The following is a 24013-nucleotide window of genomic DNA, read 5'->3' as shown; positions in this document are numbered from 1 at the left end:
CTTATCTAACCACAGCGTTAGGGAGAAGCGCCAATGGCTAATCACCCAAGGGCCGGACAGCCTGCCCAGCAGAGCGATTTGATTAATGTGGCACAGTTAACGTCACAATATTATGTGCTGCGCCCAGAAGTTGGCAACACAGCGCACGCGGTGAAATTCGGTACGTCTGGCCATCGCGGTAGCGCGGGGCGTCATAGCTTTAACGAACCGCACATTCTGGCAATTGCGCAGGCGATTGCAGAAGAACGTAAAAAGCAAGGCATCAGCGGCCCGTGCTATGTTGGTAAAGATACTCACGCGCTCTCCGAGCCGGCGTTTATCTCCGTGCTGGAAGTGTTGGCTGCCAACGGCGTGGATGTGATCGTGCAGTTGGATAATGGCTTTACCCCAACGCCTGCGGTGTCTAACGCGATTCTGGTTCACAATCGTCAGGGCGGTGCGCTGGCTGATGGCATTGTGATTACGCCGTCCCACAATCCGCCGGAAGATGGTGGGATCAAGTATAATCCGCCGAACGGTGGCCCTGCGGATACCAACCTTACCAGTGTGATTGAGACGCGTGCGAACGCGTTGCTGGCGGATGAACTGCGTGACGTGAAGCGGATTACGCTGGATCAGGCATTGAACAGCGGACACGTCCATGAACAGGATCTGGTCCAGGCCTATGTCGAAGGGTTGGCTAGCGTGGTGGACATGGCGGCGATCCAACGTGCCGGTCTGAAGCTGGGCGTCGACCCGCTGGGCGGTTCCGGCATTGCCTACTGGCAGCGTATCGCAGAGCACTACAAGCTGGATCTGACGCTGGTGAACGATGCCGTCGATCAGACATTCCGCTTTATGTCGCTGGATCATGACGGTGTGATCCGTATGGATTGCTCGTCAGAATTCGCGATGGCTGGGTTGTTGGCGCTGCGTGACAAATTTGATCTGGCGTTTGCCAACGATCCTGACTATGACCGCCACGGTATTGTCACGCCTTCCGGGCTGATGAACCCGAACCACTATCTGGCGGTAGCGATCAACTATCTGTTCCAGCATCGTCCACAGTGGGGACAGTCTGTTGCTGTCGGTAAAACGCTGGTATCCAGTGCGATGATCGACCGCGTAGTGGCAGATTTGGGTCGTAAGCTGGTAGAAGTGCCGGTTGGCTTCAAATGGTTCGTTGATGGTTTGTATGACGGCAGCTTTGGCTTCGGTGGTGAAGAGAGCGCGGGGGCGTCTTTCCTGCGTTTCGATGGCACGCCGTGGTCGACGGACAAAGACGGCATCATTCTGTGTCTGCTGGCGGCGGAAATTACGGCCGTGACGGGCAAAAACCCGCAGCAGCACTATGATGAGCTGGCACAGCGCTTTGGCGCCCCGAGCTACAACCGTATTCAGGCTTCCGCGACGCATGCGCAAAAAGCGGTGCTGTCTAAGCTGTCGCCTGAGCAAGTATCAGCCAGCACGCTGGCTGGCGATCCGATTACTGCACGCCTGACCGCTGCGCCGGGCAACGGGGCATCGATTGGTGGCCTGAAAGTGATGACTGAGAACGGCTGGTTTGCTGCGCGTCCTTCCGGTACGGAAGAAGCCTACAAGATCTACTGTGAAAGTTTCCTCGGGGCGGAACACCGTGAGCGAATCGAGAAAGAAGCGGTAGAAATTGTCAGTGCGGTACTCGCAACGGCTAAATAAGTGAAAAGGCGCTGCTTGTAGCGCCTTTTTTAATCGTGTACGGACAGAAAATGCAGAATGTCTTTATCCCAACGCGACAAGTAGCGCTCCGACGGAAATCAGCGCCACGCCAGCTCCCGCCACCAGCGAAATTTTTTCTCCCAGCATGACTGCCAGCACGACAGAGAAGATTACGCTGAGATTATCGATCAGAATAACCTTGCGGTGCACACGGCAGACAGCAAAGCGTAAATTAACCAACTACTTATGGCGGCATATTTCTGAAGAAAAGACAGGCGTGTACTGCGGAAGCGGTTCTCCACGGACGTTGCCCGATACAGGAGGAGGATTTTACGGCATAAAACGATAGCCGATAGCGGTTTCAGTCAAAAGATGGCGCGGTCTTGCGGGATCGCTTTCCAACTTCTGGCGCAGGTGCCCCATATAAATGCGCAAATAGTGGCTATGCTCGACGGCGTTCGGCCCCCAAACCTGCGTCAGGAGCTGGCGTTGCGTCAGCACTTTGCCGGGGCTGGCGAGCAGTGTTGCTAGCAGGCGAAACTCGATAGGTGTCAGGTGCAGTTCCTGACCGCCGCGATTCACCTGTCGATTAAGTAAATCGACAGTAATATTACTGAAGCTCACCAGCGGCGTTTCCTGCTGCATATTGCTGTGGCGACGCAGTGCGACGCGCAGCCGTGCCAGCAGTTCGCCGATGCCGAATGGTTTTGTCAGGTAATCATCGGCACCGGCATCCAGCGCATCGATTTTATCCTGCTCGTCGGTGCGGGCAGACAACACAATCACGGGCAGGCTGCTCCACTGACGTAAATCGCGGATGTAGTCGATACCATTGCCGTCCGGCAGGCCCAAATCGAGAATAATCAGATCGGGTTTACGTGTAGCCGCTTCCAGCAAACCGCGCTGCATCGTTTCTGCGTCAAACACGCGGCAGCCTTCGCTTTCCAGCGCTTGACGAACGAAACGACGGATCTCTTTTTCATCTTCAACGATCAGAATAGTGGCCTGCAATGGATTTAGTGCTCCTCAATATCTTCTGGTTCGAGATCCGGCGGTGCCGATAGCGGTAGGGTGAAATGGAAAGCCGCGCCGCCGTTTTCTGCATTTGTTGCCCAGATACGACCACCGTGAATTTCCACAATCGCTCGGCAAATCGCCAGCCCCAGTCCCACGCCGGGAATCGATGACTCTTTGTGACCGCGGGAAAATTTATCAAAAATCATGCTTTCCTGACCGTGTTCAATCCCCAGGCCATTGTCCTGCACGATAATTTCCAGCGCGCTTTCCTGCGTATCGGGCTGTGAGGCAGTACTCTCTGGAACCCAATTTGCTGAAATAATGCTTGCTGAAATCACGATGCTGGCCTGTTCGCCAGCGTACTTCAGCGCATTCTCCAGCAGGTTAATGAATACGCGTTCGACCAGCCCTGCATCACAATAAACCAGAACCATCTCATCAGGTAGATTAACCTGAATGGTGTTTTTCGCCAGTGCGCTTTCCAACTGTTGTAGGGCACTGCCGATAAGCTCCTCCGGCGTTTGCCACTCTTTGCGCAGGTTAAAGCCGTCCGACTGAATACGCGCCATATCGAGAAGATTATTCACCAGCCGCGTGGTGTTTAAAATGTGCTGGCGAATCTGGTTGGCTTGCTGAGCATAAGGTGACCCTACGCTTGCCAGATTCAACGTCAGAATCTCGGCCTGACCAAAAAGCACAGTCAGCGGTGTGCGGAGATCGTGGGAAAGTGCAGCAAGCAGCGAGTTACGCAACTGCTCACGCTCGGCATCCAGCCGGGCATTTTCCGTACTTTGCATCAGGTGCAGACGTTCCAGCGCATTAGCAATCAGCACGGTAAAGGTTTCCAGCAGGCGCTGCTGCTCGGGGATCATCAACTGCCGAGCGTTATTCGGCTCGATTGCCAACACGCCGAAGATTTGCTGTGTGGTGGCGAGCGGCAGGATCTGATACGACACGCCGGGCAGGGTGGATGTTCCCGCTCCGGCAGGCGCGCGATGATCGAAGCTCCAGCGGGCGACAGCATGATCGACAATCAACTGCTGGCTGTCCCGTGTAGGCTGCGCAAGTTTGGGCGACGTATGATGAAGGCTGTCGGCGAGCAGAATCGCGATCCTGGCCTGAAACGTCGTGCTGAGAAAATGCTGGCTGGCTTCGACAATATCGGTGCTGGACAGGCTGCGGTTTAGCGCCTTGGACATCTCATACAGATGGCGGACGCGCTGCTCGCGATAGCGGGCGACTCTGGCCTGATAGCGTACGCCAGCGGTCAGATTACCGACCAGCAAGCCGACGCTAAGCATCACGGCAAACGTGACCAGATATTGCGCATCCGACACGGCAAACGTGCCGTGCGGCAGAACAAAGAAGAGGTCGAAACTGGCGACGTTGATGATAGCGGCGAACACCGACGGCCAGCGGCCAAAGACGTGCGCGACGATCACCACGGCTAGCAGATAAATCATCACCAGATTGACCGGCTCCAGCATGGCAAATGGCGACCACGAGGCGAGCAGGGTGATGAAGGCACACAGCAGCGTGGCGAGCCCACAGCCAAACAGCTGCATACGCCATTTCTCTACCAATCCGCGGGTATCCGGTGTTTTTATCGGCGTGGCTGGCACGTCATCTTGCACGGCGACCACGACCAGATCGAGGTCCGGCCCCAGCCTACCGAGCCGTTCGGCAAAGCGGGTGCGCCACCACCAGCCGAAGCGCTGCTCCACATGGCGACCAATGACGATTTTGCCGAGATTATGTTCACGCGCATAGCGCAGGACGGCAAGCTCTTCGTCGGGTTCGGACAGCGTAACGGTTTCTGCCCCTAAATCCTGTGCCAGCTTGAGTGCCCGCAAGATGGCGCGCCGCTGCGGTTCGGGCAAACGATGCAGACGCGGCGTTTCGACGTAAACGGCGTGCCAGGCGCTGCCCAAACGTGCCGCCAGCCGCGCGGCCGTACGTACTAGCTTTTCATTGCCCGTGCCGTGGCCGATGCATAACAGAATAGCATCGCGCGTATGCCACACCTGCTCACGCCCTTTTCCGGCACGCATCGCGCGCATTTGATCGTCAACCCGATCCGCCATGCGCCGCAGCGCCAGCTCACGCAGGGCGATCAAATTGCCTTTACGGAAAAAGTTCTCTATGGCGCGCTCAGCCTGAAGCGGCAGATACACTTTGCCCTCATTCAGGCGCTGCCGCAGATCGTCCGGCGGCAGGTCTACCAAAATCACTTCGCTGGCCTGATCGAAAATCGGGTCTGGTACGGTTTCCCGCACGCGAATTCCCGTGACGCCGCCGACCACATCGTTCAGGCTTTCCAGATGCTGAACATTCACCGTGGTAAAGACATCAATACCCGCATCGAGCAGTTCCTGCACGTCTTGCCAGCGTTTTGGGTGGCGAGAGCCGTTTACATTACTGTGCGCCAGTTCGTCGATCAGAATCAGAGCCGGACAGCGCGCCAGTGCCGCATCCAGATCGAATTCAACCATATGGCGACCATGATGGCGAAAATGCCTGAGCGGCAGCAGCGGTAAACCCTCCAGCAGCGCGGCGGTTTCGCTGCGGCCGTGGGTTTCGACCACGCCGACAAGAATATCTAATCCCTGCGCCCGTAGCCGCTGGGCTTCCTGCAACATGGCATAGGTTTTCCCAACGCCCGCGCAGGCACCAAAAAAGATCTTCAGCTTGCCGCGCGGTGGCGCACCGACCTGAGCCAGCAGGCTATCGGGATCCGGGCGACGATCTTCACCGTCAATCATGTTCTATCCCTTATTAGCGCGGCCTGAACAGTCGTCAGGCCGCAGCAAAGACGGCGGGGAGTTTGGCTCCCCGTATAATGATTAATAGTAACGCACTGTCGATTACGGCAGAGGCTTTTCCTTATCCAGCGCCAGATTCAGCAACAGGACATTGACCGCTGGCTGCCCAATGAACGCGGGTTTACTCGTCTCAGTAAAGCGATCGATCAGTTGCTGCACCTGCTGGAGCGACATTCCTCTGGCCTGCGCGATGTAGAGCGCCTGATAGCGCGCGGCTTCTGGGGAAATCTGCGGATCCAGACCGCTGCCGGATGCCGTCAACAGTTCAGCAGGCACTGGCTGCTGATTGCCAACCGCCTGATGCCAGTGAGCGGCGCGTTCACCGATCAGTTTATCCAGCGCCGGATTGCTGGCGGCCAGATTGCTACCGCCGGACGCCAGTGCGTTATACGGGGCATCTGACGTGGCCGACGGACGCCCCTGAAAATAGCCCGCTCGACTGAACGATTGCCCGATCAGGGATGAACCGACGACGGTATTCTCACGGTAAACCAGCGATCCGTTTGCCTGTGTTGGGAACAGCCACTGTGCCAACACCGTTGTCAACAGCGGGTAGGCCAGACCGGTAAACAGCAGCAGTAATAGGAATAAAAACAAAGAAGAACGTAAATAGCGCATAGCGTATACCCGTCAGTCCTTAAGCCAGATTCAGCCCAGTCAGCAACATATCAATCAGCTTGATACCGAGGAACGGCACCAGCAGCCCGCCAAGACCATAAATCCATAGATTGCGGCTTAACTGCGCCGCGGCGCTCATGGGGCGATAGCGAATCCCTTTGAGCGCTAGTGGGATCAGAAACACGATAATCAGCGCATTGAAGATCACCGCCGACAGCATGGCCGAGGTGGGGGAATGCAGTTGCATCACGTTGAGCGCATTGAGCTGAGGATAGGTGGCAGCAAAAGCAGCCGGGATAATGGCGAAATACTTCGCCACGTCATTGGCGATACTGAACGTTGTCAGCGAACCGCGCGTCATCAGCATCTGTTTGCCGATATGCACCACTTCGATCAGCTTGGTTGGATTGGAATCCAAATCAACCATGTTGCCCGCTTCCTTTGCTGCCTGCGTGCCGGAGTTCATGGCCACCGCCACATCGGCCTGCGCCAGCGCGGGGGCATCGTTCGTGCCGTCGCCGGTCATTGCCACCAGTCGACCTTCGGCTTGATACTGACGGATCAGCGCCAGCTTGGTTTCGGGTGTCGCTTCCGCCAGAAAATCATCGACGCCAGCTTCTGCGGCAATCGCCGCTGCCGTGAGCGGGTTGTCGCCGGTGATCATCACGGTTTTGATCCCCATACTGCGTAGCTCGGCAAAGCGCTCTTTGATGCCGCTTTTCACGATATCTTTCAGTTCCACTACACCAAGCACGCGCTTGCCTTCTGCAACGACCAGTGGCGTCCCCCCGCTGCGTGCGACGTTGGATACCGCTTCTTCAACCTGATGCGGGAAGTCACCATTGTTCGCTTCAATGTAGCGACGCAGAGCATCGACGGCACCTTTACGAATGGTGCGCTGACCAAAATTCACGCCACTCATGCGTGTCTGGGCCGTAAAAGGAACAAAGGTTGCGTCCAGCGAGCTGAGCTCCTGATCTGCCAGATTAAAGCGTTGCTTCGCCAGCACCACGATGCTGCGGCCTTCGGGCGTTTCATCGGCTAATGAGGCAAAACGCGCGGCGTCAGCCAGCGCTTGCTCGGTCACGCCAGGCGCGGGCAGGAAAGCGGAAGCCTGACGGTTGCCCAGCGTAATGGTGCCGGTTTTATCCAGCAGCAGAACGTCAATATCGCCCGCCGCTTCGACGGCACGCCCGCTGGTGGCAATCACGTTAGCGCCCAGCATCCGGCTCATCCCAGCCACGCCGATAGCCGACAGCAGGCCACCGATGGTGGTCGGGATCAGACAGACGAGCAGGGCGACAAGTACAGTCACGCCGACAACATCGCCGCTGTGATTCGCCTGCACGCCAAACCAGGAGAACGGGTAGAGCGTGGCCGTTACCAGCAGGAAAATCAGTGTCAGCTCGATCAGCAGAATGGTCAGCGCGATTTCGTTCGGCGTTTTCCGACGCTGTGCCCCTTCGACCATGGCAATCATCCGGTCGAGAAAGGTTTCGCCGGGATTGACGCTGCACTGAATCACCAGCCAGTCTGACAGCACGCGGGTGCCGCCGGTGACGGAGGCGAAATCGCCGCCGGACTCGCGGATCACCGGCGCGGACTCTCCGGTGATGGCGCTTTCATCGACGGACGCACCGCCCTCCAGTACCTCACCGTCGCACGGAATGGTTTCGCCCGCGCTCACCAGTACGATATCGCCCTTGCGCAGGCTGTCGGCTGGCACTGATTCTGAGCTGGCATCGTGATGTGGCGCTGAGAGCTTGTTAGCCCAATTGGTTTTCTTAACGCCTTTCAGCGCATTTGCCTGCGCCTTACTGCGACCTTCCGCCAGCGCTTCGGCCATGTTGGCGAATAGCACGGTAAACCACAGCCAGAGTGATACCAGACCGGTAAACACGGCGTTCCCTTCCGTTTTACCGGCCAGAATCGCCAGCCAGACGAGGGTGGTCAGCATACTGCCGAGATACACCACGAACATGACCGGATTGCGCCACTGCACGCGCGGGTCGAGTTTCTTCAGCGCATCTTTCAGCGCAGAATGGATTAACGCTCTGTCAAACAGCGCTTGCTGTTTACGTTTGCCAATGTGGCGGGATGCCTCGCCCTGCTGGGCAGAGGCCGGTTCCTGTGTTGCCTGATGATTCATCGTGTGGCGAGTCATAAAAAGTCTCCAGCCTTAGTGAGTCAGGCCGAACTGTAAATGTTCAGCGACTGGCCCTAACGCCAGTGCAGGGATAAACGTCAGTGCGCCAATCAGCAGAACGATGGCGATGAGCATGCCGATAAACAGCGGACTGCGGGTGGACAGTGAGCCTTTGCTTTCCGGCTGGCGTTTTTTCACGACCAGCGAACCGGCGATAGCCAGCACGGGCACCATGACGGCAAAGCGGCCCAGCAGCATGGCGACAGCGAGCAGGACGTTATAAAACGGCGTATTGACGCTCAGGCCGGCAAATGCACTGCCGTTGTTGTTCGCGGCGGAGGACACGGCATAGAGCACTTCGCTAAAACCGTGCGCGCCGGGGTTCAGAATGCCGCTGCGTCCGGCTTCCGTACTCAGCGCCAGCGCCGTGCCGAGCAGTACCAGTGCGGGCGGAATTAGAATCGCCAGCGCCGTCATTTTCATCTCATAGACTTCGATTTTTTTGCCCAGATATTCTGGCGAGCGGCCAATCATCAAGCCGGCAATAAAGACGGTCAGAAGCACGAACAGCAGCATGCCGTACAGGCCAGAACCAACACCGCCGAACACCACTTCGCCAATCTGCATCAGCCACATGGGAACCATGCCGCCAAGCGCAGTGAAAGAGTCGTGCATCGCGTTCACCGCACCTGTCGAGGTAGCCGTGGTGACAACCGCATACAGGCTGGACGTCAGAACGCCAAAACGCGTCTCTTTACCTTCCAAATTCGCGGCGCTGTCTGCGCCTAATGCCAGCAGATGTGGGTTACCGTTGACCTCCATTTTCATCACTACAGCAGCGGCGACGATAAAGATCAGCGCCATTGCCCACAGCAGCGCGTGGCCCTGACGCTTGTCGCTCACGGCTTTGCCAAAGGCGAAGCACAGCGCGGTAGGGATCAGCAGGATCGCCAGCATTTGCACGATGTTGCTCAGCGCGGTCGGGTTTTCAAACGGGTGCGCCGAGTTAGCGCCAAAGAAACCGCCGCCGTTGGTGCCCAGCAGTTTAATGGCTTCCTGTGAAGCAACAGGCCCCATCGGCAGGGTTTGGGCTGCGCCGTCCAGCGTGGTCAAATGCTGATAAGGCAGCAGGTTTTGCAACACGCCCTGACTGACAAAAAACAGCGCCAGCAGCAGGGACAGCGGCAGCAGCACATACAGCGTGATGCGAAACAGATCGAGCCACGCGTTGCCCAGCGTGTCGACGCAGCGACGGGAAAATGCGCGGATTAACGCGAAAGCGACGGCGATACCGCTGGCGGAGGACAGAAAATTTTGTACCGTTAGACCAACCATCTGGCTCAGGTAGCTGAGCGTGTTTTCCCCGCTGTAAGCCTGCCAGTTGGTGTTGGTGGCAAAGCTGATTGCCGTGTTTAACGCCAAATGCCACGACAGCCCCGGCATATTTTCTGGGTTAAGCGGCAGAACCCCCTGCGCCATTAACAGGACAAACAAGACGGCAATGCCGATCAGGTTAAGTGTCAGGATAGCCGCCGCATACTGTTGCCAGCGCATCTCCGACGTATCGAAAGCGAAAAGGCGCGCCGTTCCTGTTTCAAACTTTTGCAGGAGCGCACCCGTTTCGCCCTCAATCAGACGGGCCAATCCGCTGCCCAGCAGTTGGGCTACGATCAGCACCGTGAGCAGCAGACCAAAGATCAGTAGAAAAGCGTCAGCGGCCATCAGAATTCCTCCGCCTTCAACAAGGCATAAACCAGATAGATCAGTAACAGCAGCACGAGCAGGCCGCCTAAGACGATGCTAAGCGTCACAACACACCTCCAGAACAGAATAGACAGCGTCAGAGTAGGAAAACGCAGGAAAAGAAGGTGCAAATTTCCCGTCTGTGGGCGTAAAAAAAGTATAAAAATGGGATGAAAAGTAGGCGGTGGAGGCCATAAGAGGGTTGTGGCGTCAGCAAAGTTGAAGGCAACGAGAAGAGAACATTAAAGAATAGGGAGTAAAGTGATCCAACCTAAAACCATAAATTAACTACTGGTAAGTTTATTTTTAACCTTGCTGTAACTTAATGACGTGATGACGAAAAAAATTGGCGATTATTTCATCTTTAACTGGTCAGATGAGTAGTAAACTTTCATAAAAAGCGGTAAAATTTTAACCAATGTCACAGTTCTTATTCTATCGTTATGAAAAGCGCCGCTGAATAAGGGGGCTTATCCTAGAGGAGGATCGTTATGTCGCTTTATACTACTTATCCCTTGCACCGTATTCTCCTGCGTCGCGCTGCCGTGATTGCTATCGGCGTGCTGGCGTTACCGGTAATGCTGTTCCGTCGCGATCGGGCGCGTTTTTACAGCTATTTACACCGCGTCTGGCTGAAAACCAGCGATAAACCCGTCTGGATGGCGCAGTCCGAAGCCGCCGCCTGCGATTTCTATTAAGGCCAGCGCGTAAGGTCTCTCGTGTTTATCTGTCATCCTCGGCAGATAAACACGAAAAATGAACCGGTGAAATATCGGTTTAAGGTTGTTTTGATACGGTTTACCCTTTTCCCTTCCCGCATCTTCTTCCGGTATTTCTCCCCAATCTCATGATTTATTACTTTATTCTTCGCTGTGGCTGCACAGAATTGTGGTGAAATCCGCTATGCTGATAAGAGCGTTTGTAGAATGCCAACACACGTACAACTTGAATGAAATATGACGGGTATAAGGATAAATCATGACGCTCGAACTCATCCCTGTTGGTATCAGCGCCTGTTTGCTCGGTAGTCCCGTGCGATTTGATGGCGGACACAAGCGTTTGACGTTTGCTGCTGAACAACTGGCACCCTATTTTCGTTTTGAGCCGGTCTGCCCAGAAATGGCGATTGGTTTACCGGTGCCGCGTCCGGCACTCAGGCTGGTGCGAGAAGGGGAACACCATATCACGATGCGTGCCAGCAATGGTTCGCCGCTGGATGTTACCCAACAGATGGCGGAGTTTTCCGCTGAAAAAGTCAGCCAGCTTCAGCACTTATGCGGTTATATCGTCTGCGCCAAATCGCCGAGCTGCGGTATGGAGCGTGTGAAGGTTTACAATGAAACGCAAAAGGATGCGCGTAAAAGTGGTATCGGCTTATTTACACAGGAGCTGATGCGGCAAATGCCTTGGCTACCGGTTGAGGAAGACGGACGCCTGCAGGATCCTGGCTTGCGAGAAAATTTCATTGAGCGCGTTTATGCGTTACACGAACTGAATCAGCTATGGAAAAACGGGCTGAGCCGTGGTGCGCTGATTGCTTTTCATAGCCGCTATAAACTCCTGTTGCTGGCGCATTCCCAGCCGGAATACCGCGAACTGGGGCCGTTTGTTGCGGGAATCGATAAGTGGGAGTCGCTGGAAGACTACATTGTTGAATACCGGAAGCGGTTGATGAAACTGTTGTCAACGCCTGCGACGCGGCGCAACCACACCAATGTGTTGATGCACGTGCAGGGTTACTTCCGACGTCAGCTCAATTCTCAGCAGCGACAGGAACTGGCGCAGCTCATCAATCGCTATCGACAGGGCTTGCAGCCGCTACTGGCACCTATCACGTTGCTAAAACATTACATGGCGGAATACCCCGATGCGTATCTGGCTCAGCAGCGTTACTTTGAGCCGTATCCCGAGGCACTACGCCTGCGTTACGGACACTAGTTTGACCGCCCGAGGAATTTCATGACCACGCATGCCGTTAAACATGTAGTCTGGTTACGCAACGACCTGCGCGTTACCGATAATCTGGCGCTGTACGCGGCCTGTCAGGATCCTAACGCCACCGTGCTAGCCGTCTTTATCGCCACGCCGGCGCAGTGGGAAAAGCACGATATGGCCCCGCGTCAGGCAGCCTTTCTACGGGAGAACCTGACGCTGGTGCAGCAGGCGCTGGCCGAAAAGGGTATGCCGCTGCATTACCACGAATGTGCTGACTTTGCGGCGTCGGTTGACTGGCTGGTGCAGTTTTGTGCGCAACAGCAGGCCACCGATCTTTTCTATAATTATCAGTATGAAATCAACGAGCGCCTGCGTGATCAGCAGGTGAAAGATCGGCTGGCCGATAGCGTGGTTTGTCACGGTTATCATGACAGCCTGTTACTACCGCCGGGTAGCGTGCTGACGGGTAATGGCAAGATGTATAAAGTGTTTACGCCCTTTCGTCAGGCCTTTATCAAACGACTACTGGAGTCGGATACGACGTGCGTGCCAGCACCGCGCGCGCGCGGTGAGCCGATCACTAACACAGTGGAACTGGCACCGTTCAGCTATCCGCAGCGTGAGGTGGATGGCGACGATTTCCCCTGCGGCGAACGTGCGGCGTTGCAGCAACTGCGACGTTTTTGCCGCGAGCAGGTGCAGGATTATGACCAGCGGCGTGATTTTCCGGCGCTGCCCGGCACCAGCAAACTTTCTCCGTATCTAGCGCTTGGGATCGTATCGCCGCGCCAGTGCTTTAACCGTCTGCGTGCTGAATGCCCAGAGATGCTGGAACGGGGTGAGGGTGGAGCGTTTACCTGGTTTAACGAGCTGGTCTGGCGTGAATTTTACCGCCACCTGATTGTGTCCTGGCCGCCGCTGTGTAAACACCGACCGTTCACCGCGTGGACGCAGTGGGTGAAATGGCGAGAATCGCCGGAAGATTTAGCCGCCTGGCAGCAGGGGAAAACGGGCTACCCGATCGTGGATGCAGCGATGCGTCAACTGAATGAAACGGGATGGATGCATAATCGCCTGCGTATGATTTGCGCCAGTTTTCTCGTCAAAGATTTACTGATCGATTGGCGCGAAGGCGAACGCTACTTTATGTCGCAACTGCTGGATGGCGATCTGGCGGCGAATAACGGCGGCTGGCAGTGGGCGGCGTCGACAGGCACCGATGCGGCACCTTATTTTCGTATTTTTAACCCGACAACGCAGGGCGAGCGCTTCGATCCTGAAGGTCGGTTTATCCGTCACTGGCTGCCCGAGCTGGCCGCCGTGCCGGATAACGATATTCATCAGCCCCATTGTTGGGCTGACAAACACCACCATCGGCTGAACTATCCGCAGCCCATCGTCGACCATAAAACCGCGCGCCAGAATACGCTGGCGGCGTTTGAGGCGGCGAAAAATATCGGTATGGCGGATAACGATCGAGAAGAGAAAAGTAAGTATGCGTAATGTGGAATTGGAAAGAATCATTAACGAGAAACTGAGCACGGCGACGTTTCAGGACTACGCACCGAACGGTTTACAGGTTGAGGGACGTGCAGACGTAAAACGTATTGTGACGGGCGTAACGGCCTCACAGGCGCTGCTGGATGCGGCGGTAGAAAAGCAGGCCGATGCGATTCTGGTTCACCACGGCTACTTCTGGAAAAACGAACCGCAGATTGTCTGTGGTATGAAGCGTAACCGGCTGAAAACGCTGTTGCTCAATGATATCAACCTGTACGGTTATCATCTGCCGCTAGATGCACACCCAGAACTGGGGAATAACGCACAGTTGGCGGCGCTGCTAGAGATTCAGGTGCAGGGCACGATCGAGCCGCTGGTGCCGTATGGTGAGCTGGCGCAGCCCATGACGGCAGATGCTTTTTGCCGTCGTGTAGAAAAACGGCTGGGGCGTAGCGTGCTGCATTGTGGGGATAATGCACCGCAACAGATACAACGCGTGGCCTGGTGTACTGGCGGCGGTCAGGGCTTTATTGAACAAGCGGCCCGCTTTGGGGTCGATGCGTTTATTACCGGTGAAGTGTCTGAGCAAACGATCCACATCGCGCGTGAGATGGGGTTGCATTTCTTTGCTGCCGGACACCATGCCACCGAACGCGGCGGCATCAAAGCGTTGGGCGAATGGCTGGCGGCACTGCATGGTTTTGATGTGACATTTATTGATATTCCTAACCCCGCGTGAGGGGCTGAAAGTCTCTGTATCGCACATGAATGATGCGATGCCTTCTATGTTGGCACCGTTGTTGCTTCGCTGTTGGGAGGAAAATATATCGGTAAGCAACACTAATCATTTAGCCATGTTCACCATGACGGATAAAACGCGATTCAGGAGGAAAGATTGCAACGAGCACGGTGTTATCTTCTGGGCGAGAGGGCTGTCGTTCTGGAACTGGAACCGCCAATGTCGCTGGAGAGCCAGCAGCGGATATGGGGGCTTGCCGAGCGCCTGAATCATCATGAAGAGGTGCTGGAAGCGATTCCGGGCATGAATAATCTAACGGTACTATTGGCGCATCCGCAGCAGGTGGCGCTGGATGCGATTGAACGCTTGCAGCGCTGGTGGGAAGAGAGTGAATCGCTGGCGTTTGACCCACGCGATATCGATATTCCCGTTGTGTATGGCGGAGAGGCAGGGCCAGATTTGGCGGAGGTTGCCGCTCACAGTGGCCTGACAGTGAGTCAGGTTGTTGAAGCACATGCGGCCGCACAGTATGTGGTCTACTTTTTGGGCTTCCAGCCGGGCTTTGCCTACCTTGGCGGATTAAACGAGAAACTGCATATGCCGCGTCGCGCCGAACCACGCCTGCGTGTGCCGGCGGGGTCGGTCGGGATTGGCGGCGCGCAGACGGGGATTTATCCGCTGGCGACGCCGGGGGGCTGGCAGCTGATTGGCCGCACGTCGTTGAAGCTGTTTAATCCACAAACGATGCCGCCAACGCTGTTGCGACCTGGCGATAACGTTCGGTTTCTGCCACAGAAGGAGGGCGTATGCTGAAGGTTATCCATGCCGGCTTGCATACTTCGGTGCAGGACGGCGGTCGCGTCGGCTTTCGCCGTTTGGGTATCAGCCAGTCAGGCGCGCTCGATCTGCCCGCACTGACAATGGCCAACCTGCTGGTGGGCAACGCGGAGAATGCTGCCGCGCTGGAAATTACGCTGGGCAAGTTTACTGCAACATTCACCACCGCCTGCTGGGTGGCACTGACCGGTGCGGACTGCCATGCCGACTTAGATGGCAAACCGCTCTGGACAGGTTGGCGTTTCGCCGTGAAGCCGGGGCAAACGTTGAAAATGCGTATGCCACGTAACGGAATGCGTAGCTACCTAGCGTTATCCGGCGGTGTGGATGTGCCGGAAATGCTCGGGTCGCGCAGTACCGATTTGAAAGCCGGTTTTGGGGGCTTTGACGGACGCTTGCTGATGGATGGCGATGAACTTCTGCTGGGAACGCCGACTCGCGAACTGACGCGAGAAGTCGGTATCAAGCAACTGTTGTTCGGCAACCGCGTGCGGGCATTGCCGGGGCCGGAGTATCAGGAGTTCAGCGAAGAGATGCAGGAATTGTTCTGGCGAACTTCCTGGCAACTGAGCCCGCAAAGTAACCGCATGGGCTACCGTTTATTGGGCGCAGAGCTACAGCGTGCCGTATTACTGGGTAGCAAACCGCGCGAGCTGCCATCACATGGGGTGCTGCCGGGCGTCGTGCAGGTTCCGCACAATGGTCACCCTATCGTACTGCTGGCGGATGCGCAGACAACCGGCGGTTACCCGCGTATTGCGACGGTGATCGAAGCGGATTTATTCCATTTAGCGCAAACCCGACTCGGTGAACCGATACATTTTATTCACTGTACGCAGGCACAGGCGCAAAAAGCGGACGAAGAACAGCGGCGTTACCTCGAACAGCTGGCGTGGAGGCTGCATGATTATTGATCTGAATGCCGATCTGGGTGAGGGCGCTGAGCATGACGAAGCGCTGCTGAAGTTGGTGACGTCAGCCAATATTGCCTGCGGATTTCATGCTGGTGACGCACAAACTATGCGTCAGTCGGTGCGTTGGGGGATCGGCTATGGGGTTGCGCTTGGCGCACACCCGAGCTTTCCCGATCGTGAGAATTTTGGTCGCAAGGCGATGAATGTGCCTGCGGAAATTGTCTTTGCCCAGGTGGTGTATCAGCTTGGCGCGCTGAGCGCGATTGTCGCGGCTGAAGGAGGAATACTGTCGCACGTTAAGCCTCATGGCATGCTTTACAATCAGGCCGCATACGAACCGGCGCTGGCCGATGCGATAGCCAAGGCGGTGAAGGTGGTGAATCCGGCGTTACGCTTAGTCGGTCTGGCGGGAAGCGAGTTAATCCGCGCTGGGCAACGGTTGGGGCTGGAGACGCGTCAGGAAGTGTTCGCCGACCGCTGCTACTTGCCTGACGGATTGCTGGTGCCGCGCACGCAGGCGGGGGCCTTGATTAACAGCGATGAACTGGCACTGGCTCAGACGCTGGAGATGATTCAACGTCAGCGGGTCAGAGCGATTGACGGCTCTTGGGTGAACGTGCAGGCGGATACCGTGTGTATTCACGGCGATGGACAACACGCGCTGCTGTTTGCCCGCAAGCTGCGACACTGTTTTAGCCAGCATCAGATCGCTGTTGCGGCGGCATAATCATTATTTTTGTATGGCGGGATAACCGATGAAAACCGTTTTGATCACGGCGTTTGAACCTTTTGAGGGGGAAGCGACTAATCCCTCATGGGAGGCGGTAAAAGGACTTCATCAGCGAGAAATCGGCGGTGCACGCGTGGTGGCCTGCCGTTTATCTTGCGTCTTCGATCTGTCACTGGAACAGCTTTACCGTGCGATAGCCGAATGGCAGCCGGAAGTGGTGATCGCGGTGGGGCAGGCGGGCGGCTGTGCTGATATTTCTGTCGAACGCGTGGCGATTAATATTAATGATGCCCGAATCGCGGATAACCGAGGCAACCAGCCGATCGATACGCCGGTAGTGGAAGGCGGGCCTGCGGCATATTTTTCGACGCTGCCGGTGAAAGCGCTGGTACAGGCATTGCGCGTGGCGGGCATTCCCGCCTCGGTGTCGCAAACCGCAGGGACGTTTGTCTGCAATCACGTGATGTACGGCCTTTTACACCAGTTGCACCAACAGGGTGATACGGTTCGCGGTGGATTTGTTCATATCCCCTATTCACCTGAACAGGCCGCACGACACCCCGGTGAACCGAGCATGCCCACGCCGTTAGTCACGGCGGCGCTGGAAGTGATGATCCAGCAATCGCTGGTGCAGCAGGTTGATATGGCGGTGACGGGTGGCGCCCTGCATTAGTGTAGTTAACCGAGAGTGTGGTTAATTGCGCAATATGTCTGAATTTCAGGGAGTAAGGTATGCCCGAAGGACCGGAAATTCGCCGGACGGCCGATAAGCTGGTTGAGGCTGTTGTGGGCAAAACGCTAACGCGTGTCTGGTTTGCATTTCCAGAATTGAAGCCATACGAGGCAGAATTGGTCGGGCAGCAGGTCAGGCAGATTGAAACGCGCGGAAAAGCGCTGCTGACCTATTTTAGCAATGATCGGGTGTTGTATAGCCACAATCAGCTTTATGGCGTGTGGCGAGCCGTGAGTGCGGGTGAATCACCGGAAACAAAGTGGGATTTGCGCGTCCGGCTGGAAACGCAGGATCGCGCTATTCTGCTCTACAGCGCGTCAGATATTGAAATGCTGACGCCGGAGACGCTCTCGACGCATCCTTTCCTGCAACGTATTGGCCCCGATGTCTTGGATCTCTCACTGACGCCGGAACAGGTGTGTGAGCGTCTGTTATTACCGCGCTTTCGCCGTCGCCAGTTCAGTGGGCTGCTGTTGGATCAGGCATTTCTTGCTGGACTGGGGAATTATCTGCGCGTCGAGATTCTCTGGCAGGCACAGCTTGCGCCGCAACACACGGCAGCGCAGTTGAATGAGAAACAGTTGCAGAGGTTAAGTCGAGCGCTGCTGGAGATTCCCCGTTTGTCCTACAACACGCGTGGCACCGTTGATGAGAATCGACATCACGGGGCGATTTTTTCGTTCAAGGTTTTCCATCGTGAAGGGGAACGCTGTGAGCGCTGCGGTGGGATCATCGAAAGAACGATGCTGTCATCACGCCCGTTTTATTGGTGCCCGCACTGCCAGAAGTAATAATGTGAGTGATTTATGCGCAAGATGAATACGTTAATTCCAGAAATGATTGTCTCTGATTTACAAAAGAGTCTGGCGTTTTATTGCCACGTTTTGGGATTTCAGATTGAGTACGACAGGCCTGAAGATAAGTTCGCGTTCCTTTCTTTTCATGGGAGCCAACTGATGCTGGAACAGGATTATTTAACCGAGTCACCCTGGCGTGTGGAGCCTTTAGAACCGCCGTTTGGTCGTGGTATGAATTTATCGATTGAGTGCCCAGATGCTCAGGCGCTGGCGGCGGAGATTGAACGTGCGGGTTATACGCTACGCAGACCCGTGGAAACGTGCTGGTATCGCGATCATGAGGTGTACCACGGGGAAAGTAATTTTCTGGTACAGGATCCGGATGGCTATTTATTGCGATTCACGCAAAGTTTAGGTTGTAAGTCATCCCTTTAGTGCCGTTATAAAAAAAGGCCGGAAAATCCGGCCTTTTTACACGTACGGAATGGATTAGTCGTTTTTCAGATTGGACGTAAAGTCACGTTTGTCATAGCCAGTATACAGCTGACGTGGACGGGCAATCTTGATGCCGTCGGCGTGCATTTCGCTCCAATGTGCAATCCAGCCCACGGTGCGCGCCATCGCAAAGATAACGGTAAACATGGAAGACGGAATACCCATCGCTTTCAGGATGATGCCTGAGTAGAAGTCGACGTTCGGGTACAGTTTCTTCTCAATGAAGTACGGGTCGTTCAGCGCGATATTTTCCAGCGCCATCGCCACTTCCAGCAGGTCGTCTTTTCTGCCCAGCTCTTTCAGCACTTCATGGCAGGTTTCACGCATGACTTTGGCGCGCGGATCGTGGTTTTTGTATACACGGTGGCCGAAGCCCATCAGGCGGAAGGAGTCGTTCTTGTCTTTAGCACGCTCGATAAACGCAGGGATGTGCTCCACGCTGCTGATTTCTTCCAGCATACGCAGACAGGCTTCGTTCGCGCCGCCGTGCGCCGGTCCCCACAGCGAGGCGATCCCCGCGGCGATACAGGCAAATGGGTTCGCACCAGACGAACCTGCGGTACGTACGGTAGACGTCGAGGCGTTTTGTTCGTGATCGGCATGCAGGATCAGGATACGGTCCATAGCACGTTCCAGCACCGGATTCACAACATACTCTTCACAAGGGGTGGAGAACATCATGTGCAGGAAGTTACCCGCGTAGGACAGGTTGTTTTTTGGATAAACAAACGGCTGACCCAGCGAATATTTGTAGCACATTGCTGCAACGGTCGGCATTTTGGACAGTAGTCGATAGGCCGCGATTTCGCGGTGGCGCTCAATGTTAATGTCCAGTGAATCGTGGTAGAACGCCGCCAGTGCACCGGTGACGCCGCACAAGACAGCCATTGGATGTGAATCACGGCGGAAACCGTGGAACAGACGAGTAATCTGCTCATGAATCATGGTGTGACGTGTCACGGTGGTCTTGAAGGTTTCATACTGTTCTACCGTCGGGGTTTCGCCGAACAGCAGGATGTAACAGACTTCAAGATAATTCGATTTTTCAGCCAATTGGGCAATTGGGAAACCACGGTGTAGCAAGATGCCTTCGTCGCCGTCGATATAGGTAATCTTGGATTCGCAAGATGCGGTAGAGGTAAAACCGGGGTCAAATGTGAAGTAACCTTTAGAACCAAGGGGACGAATATCAATCTCATCATACCCCAATGTACCCGATAGGACATTTAGCTCAATTGGATCTTTACCCTCTAGAGTAAGTGTTGCTTTCTTATCAGCCATTTACAGTCTCCTTAGCGCTTTAATTTTAAATATTTTCACTGAAGAAATACCGTCATGCCTGTGCACCGGGCGGATAATGGCCGGTGAAACTCTGTCGTGACACAGTCGTCAAATAGGATACAGAGTAAGGCGGATAGCCGCATTCAGGATGAAAAATTCGTTCTCCAGGTAATTAACGATATTCAGATAAATGCGTTGTGCTCTGAATAGATTGTAGTCATTACCTATGACTTTTACGTGGACTCTCCTCACTGTTACATAAGTTACGCCAGTGTGGAAGTGTCGCCGTCGTGCTTTAACACATCATAAGGAATTCAATCCCCTAGTTGTAATTGAAATGTTGAACTTTTGTCAAATCGGATAATCAATTTTATATGAATTGTGAAATTCGTGATCTAAATCACTGTTCGGGGCAAATGTCACCAAACAGTTTGTATGGGAATTGTAATGGGAATGTGAAGTACCTATACTGCCAACAGGTCTCCGGAATCACCCTGCAGTAGGAGCACCCAGTATGAAAGGATCATGCGCTGTTTAGACACCGGAATGTCGATGTTTGAGCGCGTATCGTAAACCCACTTTTCAGGGCTGTAACTTTCATGCTGTCTGACCTCACATCAGGCCCGGAGGAAGAAACAATAATAAAAGCTGTGTGGGCAAATCTGTGAAAAAACAAAGACCTGTCAATCTGGAATTGCAGACGATCCAGTTTCCCGTTACTGCGATAGCATCTATTCTTCACCGCGTCTCCGGCGTTATCACCTTTGTCGCTGTCGGTATTTTACTGTGGCTGTTAGGCACTTCTCTTTCTTCAGAGGAAGGGTTCCTGCGTGCTGCGGAAATTATGGATAGCTTCATCGTCAAGTTTATCGTTTGGGGCATCCTCGTCGCGTTGGCTTATCACATTGTTGGTGGTATACGTCACCTATTGATGGATTTTGGCTATATAGAAGAAGACTTTGCCGCAGGCAAGCGTTCTGCAAATATCTCCTTTATTATTACTGTCGTGCTTTCAATTCTGGCTGGAGTCCTCGTATGGTAAGCAATGCTTCTGCGTTAGGACGCAATGGCGTACACGATTGGTTACTGATTCGCGCTTCCGCCATCGTCATTGCTCTATATGTAATTTATATTATTGGTTTTATTGCTACGGCTGGCGACATCACGTATGAAATCTGGCGTGGTTTCTTCGCGATGGCCCTCACCAAAGTATTCACACTGCTAACGTTATTTTCCATTCTGGTTCATGCCTGGATAGGAATGTGGCAAGTGCTGACCGACTACATTAAACCGCTGGCCTTACGCCTGACTTTACAGTTGGCGATTGTCGTAGCGCTGTTGGTGTACGTCATTTATGGAACTATTGTGGTGTGGGGTGCGTGATGAATTTGCCAGTCAGAGAATTTGATGCCGTTGTTGTTGGCGCGGGTGGCGCAGGTATGCGTGCCGCGCTGCAAATTTCCCAAATGGGCCTGTCCTGTGCCCTGTTATCGAAAGTGTTCCCAACCCGTTCTCACACTGTGTCCGCGCAGGGCGGTATCACCGTTGCGCTGGGAAACACTCATGAGGACAACTGGGAATGGCATATGTACGACACCGTAAAAGGGTCGGATTACATTGGCGATCAGGACGCGATTGAATATATGTGTAAAACCGGCCCAGAAGCGATTCTGGAACTGGAACATATGGGGTTACCGTTCTCCCGCTTGGATGATGGCAGCATTTATCAGCGTCCGTTCGGTGGTCAATCCAAGAATTTTGGCGGTGAGCAGGCCGCACGTACTGCGGCTGCCGCTGACCGTACCGGTCATGCCCTGCTGCATACGCTGTATCAGCAGAACCTGAAAAATCACACCACTATTTTCTCCGAATGGTATGCCCTCGATCTGGTGAAGAATCAGGATGGCGCGGTGGTCGGCTGTACGGCGATCTGTATCGAAACCGGTGAAGTTGTCTATTTCAAAGCGAAAGCGACCGTGCTGGCGACCGGCGGCGCAGGCCGTATTTACCAGTCCACCACCAACGCGCACATTAATACCGGTGACGGGGTGGGCATGGCACTGCGTGCGGGCGTTCCGTTACAGGACATGGAAATGTGGCAGTTCCACCCGACCGGTATTGCGGGTGCGGGTGTGTTGGTGACAGAAGGCTGCCGTGGTGAAGGCGGTTACCTGCTGAACAAGCACGGTGAACGTTTCATGGAACGTTATGCGCCAAACGCGAAAGATCTGGCTGGTCGTGATGTGGTTGCCCGTTCCATCATGATCGAAATTCGTGAAGGCCGCGGCTGTGAAGGCCCGTGGGGACCACATGCCAAGCTGAAACTGGACCATCTGGGTAAAGATGTTCTGGAATCCCGTCTGCCGGGCATTCTGGAGCTGTCTCGCACATTTGCTCACGTCGACCCGGTAAAAGAACCGATTCCAGTTATCCCAACCTGCCACTACATGATGGGCGGTATTCCGACCAAAGTAAGCGGTCAGGCATTGACTGTGAATGAGAAAGGTGAAGATGTGGTGATTCCTGGGCTGTTTGCCGTGGGTGAAATTGCCTGCGTCTCGGTTCATGGTGCTAACCGCCTGGGCGGTAACTCGCTGCTCGATCTGGTGGTATTTGGTCGTTCGGCGGGTATTCACCTGCAAGAGTCGTTGAACGAGCAGGGCGAGAGCCGTGATGCCAGCGCATCCGATATTGAAGCCTCGCTCGACCGCCTGAACCGCTGGAATAATACGCGTTCAGGGGAAGATCCGGTTGAAATCCGCAAGGCGCTACAATCCTGTATGCAGAACAACTTCTCGGTCTTCCGTGAAGGCGATGCGATGGCGAAAGGGCTGGAAGAGCTGAAAGTGATCCGTGAACGTCTGAAGAACGCGCGTTTGGATGACACCTCAAGTGAGTTCAACACCCAGCGTATCGAATGTCTGGAGCTGGATAATCTGATGGAAACCGCGTATGCGACGGCGGTATCGGCCAACTTCCGTACCGAAAGCCGTGGTGCACACAGCCGCTTCGACTACCCAGAGCGCGACGATGAAAATTGGTTGTGCCATTCGTTGTATCTGCCGCAAACCGACAGCATGACGCGCCGTGAGGTGAACATGCAGCCTAAACTGCGTCCGGCGTTCCCGCCGAAAGTACGTACTTATTAATTGCGGAGATCAAACGATGAAACTCGAATTTTCTATTTATCGTTACAACCCAGATGTTGACGACGCTCCGCGGATGCAGGATTACCAGTTGGAGGCGGAAGAAGGCCGCGACATGATGCTGCTGGATGCGCTGATGCTGCTGAAAGAGCAGGATCCAACGCTGTCATTCCGTCGTTCTTGCCGTGAAGGCGTCTGTGGTTCCGATGGCGTCAACATGAACGGCAAAAATGGGCTGGCCTGTATCACGCCAGTTTCCGCGTTACGTCGCGGAAACAGCAAAATTGTTATCCGTCCTTTACCTGGATTACCGGTTGTTCGTGATTTGGTAGTGGACATGGGACAGTTCTATGCTCAATATGAGAAAATAAAGCCTTACCTGTTGAATAATGGGAAAAATCCGCCGGCGCGTGAGCATCTGCAATCGCCTGAACAACGTGCCAAGCTGGATGGGTTGTATGAATGCATCATGTGCGCCTGCTGTTCAACATCTTGCCCGTCGTTCTGGTGGAACCCGGACAAGTTTGTCGGACCTGCGGGGCTGTTGGCAGCGTATCGCTTCCTGATTGACAGCCGCGATACTGAAACCACGCCACGATTGGACGATCTGGACGATGCGTTCAGCGTCTTCCGCTGCCACGGCATCATGAACTGCGTCAACGTGTGTCCGAAAGGGCTGAACCCGACCAAGGCTATTGGTCATATTAAATCGATGCTGTTGCACCGTAGCGCGTAATGACTCGTCAGTACGTAACGTGTTATTGCATAAAGATTAAGCAGTAAAACATGTATCTCCCTCTGAAGTTGCTATTCTTCAGAGGGAGCGCAGGAAACCTTTAAAAACCGGCTTACGCGCCCGAACCGGTTTTTAAAGGTTCCTTAG

General features: G+C 54.7%; 22 protein-coding genes and 1 pseudogene. 15 read left to right on the top strand and 8 right to left on the bottom strand.

What is annotated here, in order from left to right:
• Nucleotides 1-33 precede the first annotated feature (33 nt).
• Nucleotides 34-1677 (top strand): phosphoglucomutase (alpha-D-glucose-1,6-bisphosphate-dependent), encoded by a 1644-nt coding sequence (gene pgm / locus IG609_RS14140; protein ID WP_039319251.1) that lies wholly within the window; start codon nucleotides 34-36, stop codon nucleotides 1675-1677.
• A gap of 63 nt (nucleotides 1678-1740) precedes the next feature.
• Here the strand turns inward: pgm and IG609_RS14135 are convergent.
• The 7 genes and pseudogenes from IG609_RS14135 to kdpF all read right to left on the bottom strand — a co-directional run.
• Nucleotides 1741-1878: pseudogene (locus IG609_RS14135) on the bottom strand (EamA family transporter); the annotation flags it as partial.
• Nucleotides 1879-2007: 129 nt separating this feature from the next.
• Nucleotides 2008-2688 carry a two-component system response regulator KdpE gene (gene kdpE / locus IG609_RS14130; RefSeq protein WP_102116673.1) on the bottom strand — a complete coding sequence of 227 codons (681 nt, stop codon included), beginning with the start codon at nucleotides 2686-2688 and terminating at the stop codon, nucleotides 2008-2010.
• A gap of 5 nt (nucleotides 2689-2693) precedes the next feature.
• Nucleotides 2694-5456 (bottom strand): two-component system sensor histidine kinase KdpD, encoded by a 2763-nt coding sequence (gene kdpD / locus IG609_RS14125; RefSeq protein WP_193398809.1) that lies wholly within the window; start codon nucleotides 5454-5456, stop codon nucleotides 2694-2696.
• A 102-nt stretch (nucleotides 5457-5558) separates the two neighbouring features.
• Nucleotides 5559-6134: a potassium-transporting ATPase subunit KdpC gene (kdpC, locus tag IG609_RS14120; RefSeq protein ID WP_193398810.1), complete on the bottom strand. Its 576-nt coding sequence runs from the start codon at nucleotides 6132-6134 to the stop codon at nucleotides 5559-5561.
• 19 nt (nucleotides 6135-6153) lie between these two features.
• The gene (kdpB, locus tag IG609_RS14115) at nucleotides 6154-8298 is read right to left on the bottom strand and encodes a potassium-transporting ATPase subunit KdpB (protein ID WP_226374139.1); all 2145 of its coding nucleotides are present in this window, start codon (nucleotides 8296-8298) and stop codon (nucleotides 6154-6156) included.
• Nucleotides 8299-8313: 15 nt separating this feature from the next.
• Nucleotides 8314-10002, bottom strand: coding sequence for a potassium-transporting ATPase subunit KdpA (gene kdpA, locus IG609_RS14110; RefSeq protein ID WP_193398811.1), 1689 nt, complete (start codon nucleotides 10000-10002; stop codon nucleotides 8314-8316).
• Nucleotides 10002-10091: a K(+)-transporting ATPase subunit F gene (gene kdpF, locus IG609_RS14105; protein WP_193398812.1), complete on the bottom strand. Its 90-nt coding sequence runs from the start codon at nucleotides 10089-10091 to the stop codon at nucleotides 10002-10004. The genes kdpA and kdpF overlap by 1 nt, the downstream gene beginning before the upstream one ends.
• A 423-nt stretch (nucleotides 10092-10514) precedes the next feature.
• Here kdpF and IG609_RS14100 point away from each other — a divergent pair, with 423 nt between their 5' ends.
• The 10 genes from IG609_RS14100 to IG609_RS14055 all read left to right on the top strand — a co-directional run bounded on the left by IG609_RS14100 (nucleotide 10515) and on the right by IG609_RS14055 (nucleotide 18643).
• On the top strand, nucleotides 10515-10721 hold the full coding sequence (locus IG609_RS14100) for a YbfA family protein (RefSeq protein WP_011092929.1): 207 nt from the start codon (nucleotides 10515-10517) through the stop codon (nucleotides 10719-10721).
• 280 nt (nucleotides 10722-11001) lie between these two features.
• Nucleotides 11002-11961 (top strand): YbgA family protein, encoded by a 960-nt coding sequence (locus tag IG609_RS14095; protein ID WP_193398813.1) that lies wholly within the window; start codon nucleotides 11002-11004, stop codon nucleotides 11959-11961.
• 21 nt (nucleotides 11962-11982) lie between these two features.
• Nucleotides 11983-13461: a deoxyribodipyrimidine photo-lyase gene (gene phrB / locus IG609_RS14090; protein WP_193398814.1), complete on the top strand. Its 1479-nt coding sequence runs from the start codon at nucleotides 11983-11985 to the stop codon at nucleotides 13459-13461.
• Nucleotides 13454-14197 (top strand): type 2 GTP cyclohydrolase I, encoded by a 744-nt coding sequence (locus IG609_RS14085; RefSeq protein WP_102116665.1) that lies wholly within the window; start codon nucleotides 13454-13456, stop codon nucleotides 14195-14197. Before phrB ends, IG609_RS14085 begins: the two co-directional genes overlap by 8 nt.
• Before the next feature lie 156 nt (nucleotides 14198-14353).
• Entirely contained in the window at nucleotides 14354-15010 is a 657-nt protein-coding gene (pxpB, locus tag IG609_RS14080; protein WP_193398815.1) for a 5-oxoprolinase subunit PxpB, read from the top strand.
• A complete protein-coding gene (gene pxpC / locus IG609_RS14075; RefSeq protein ID WP_193398816.1) occupies nucleotides 15004-15948 on the top strand; it encodes a 5-oxoprolinase subunit PxpC in 945 nt (314 codons plus the stop codon). Before pxpB ends, pxpC begins: the two co-directional genes overlap by 7 nt.
• A complete protein-coding gene (gene pxpA / locus IG609_RS14070; RefSeq protein WP_193398817.1) occupies nucleotides 15938-16675 on the top strand; it encodes a 5-oxoprolinase subunit PxpA in 738 nt (245 codons plus the stop codon). The genes pxpC and pxpA overlap by 11 nt, the downstream gene beginning before the upstream one ends.
• A gap of 28 nt (nucleotides 16676-16703) precedes the next feature.
• On the top strand, nucleotides 16704-17351 hold the full coding sequence (gene pcp, locus IG609_RS14065) for a pyroglutamyl-peptidase I (protein ID WP_116163675.1): 648 nt from the start codon (nucleotides 16704-16706) through the stop codon (nucleotides 17349-17351).
• Nucleotides 17352-17410: 59 nt separating this feature from the next.
• On the top strand, nucleotides 17411-18202 hold the full coding sequence (gene nei / locus IG609_RS14060; protein ID WP_193398818.1) for an endonuclease VIII: 792 nt from the start codon (nucleotides 17411-17413) through the stop codon (nucleotides 18200-18202).
• 15 nt (nucleotides 18203-18217) lie between these two features.
• On the top strand, nucleotides 18218-18643 hold the full coding sequence (locus tag IG609_RS14055; protein ID WP_102116659.1) for a bleomycin resistance protein: 426 nt from the start codon (nucleotides 18218-18220) through the stop codon (nucleotides 18641-18643).
• A gap of 54 nt (nucleotides 18644-18697) precedes the next feature.
• Here IG609_RS14055 and IG609_RS14050 read toward each other — a convergent pair whose 3' ends face one another.
• Nucleotides 18698-19984, bottom strand: a complete 1287-nt coding sequence (locus IG609_RS14050; RefSeq protein ID WP_193398819.1) for a citrate synthase — start codon at nucleotides 19982-19984, stop codon at nucleotides 18698-18700.
• A gap of 652 nt (nucleotides 19985-20636) precedes the next feature.
• On the opposite strand from IG609_RS14050, the gene sdhC reads away from it, so the two are divergent.
• The 4 genes from sdhC to IG609_RS14030 are packed head-to-tail and all read left to right on the top strand — an operon-like array spanning nucleotide 20637 to nucleotide 23866.
• Nucleotides 20637-21026: a succinate dehydrogenase cytochrome b556 subunit gene (sdhC, locus tag IG609_RS14045; protein WP_010284996.1), complete on the top strand. Its 390-nt coding sequence runs from the start codon at nucleotides 20637-20639 to the stop codon at nucleotides 21024-21026.
• Nucleotides 21020-21367 carry a succinate dehydrogenase membrane anchor subunit gene (gene sdhD / locus IG609_RS14040; protein ID WP_193400125.1) on the top strand — a complete coding sequence of 116 codons (348 nt, stop codon included), beginning with the start codon at nucleotides 21020-21022 and terminating at the stop codon, nucleotides 21365-21367. Before sdhC ends, sdhD begins: the two co-directional genes overlap by 7 nt.
• On the top strand, nucleotides 21367-23133 hold the full coding sequence (gene sdhA, locus IG609_RS14035; protein ID WP_193398820.1) for a succinate dehydrogenase flavoprotein subunit: 1767 nt from the start codon (nucleotides 21367-21369) through the stop codon (nucleotides 23131-23133). Before sdhD ends, sdhA begins: the two co-directional genes overlap by 1 nt.
• Nucleotides 23134-23149: 16 nt before the next feature.
• On the top strand, nucleotides 23150-23866 hold the full coding sequence (locus tag IG609_RS14030; RefSeq protein ID WP_010299189.1) for a succinate dehydrogenase iron-sulfur subunit: 717 nt from the start codon (nucleotides 23150-23152) through the stop codon (nucleotides 23864-23866).
• Nucleotides 23867-24013: the final 147 nt, after the last annotated feature.

Source organism: Pectobacterium quasiaquaticum, assembly GCF_014946775.2.
Taxonomy (GTDB): Bacteria; Pseudomonadota; Gammaproteobacteria; order Enterobacterales; family Enterobacteriaceae; genus Pectobacterium; species Pectobacterium aquaticum.
The sequence above is the reverse complement of the archived record's forward strand: the minus strand, read 5'-3'. Positions and strand labels throughout refer to the sequence as shown.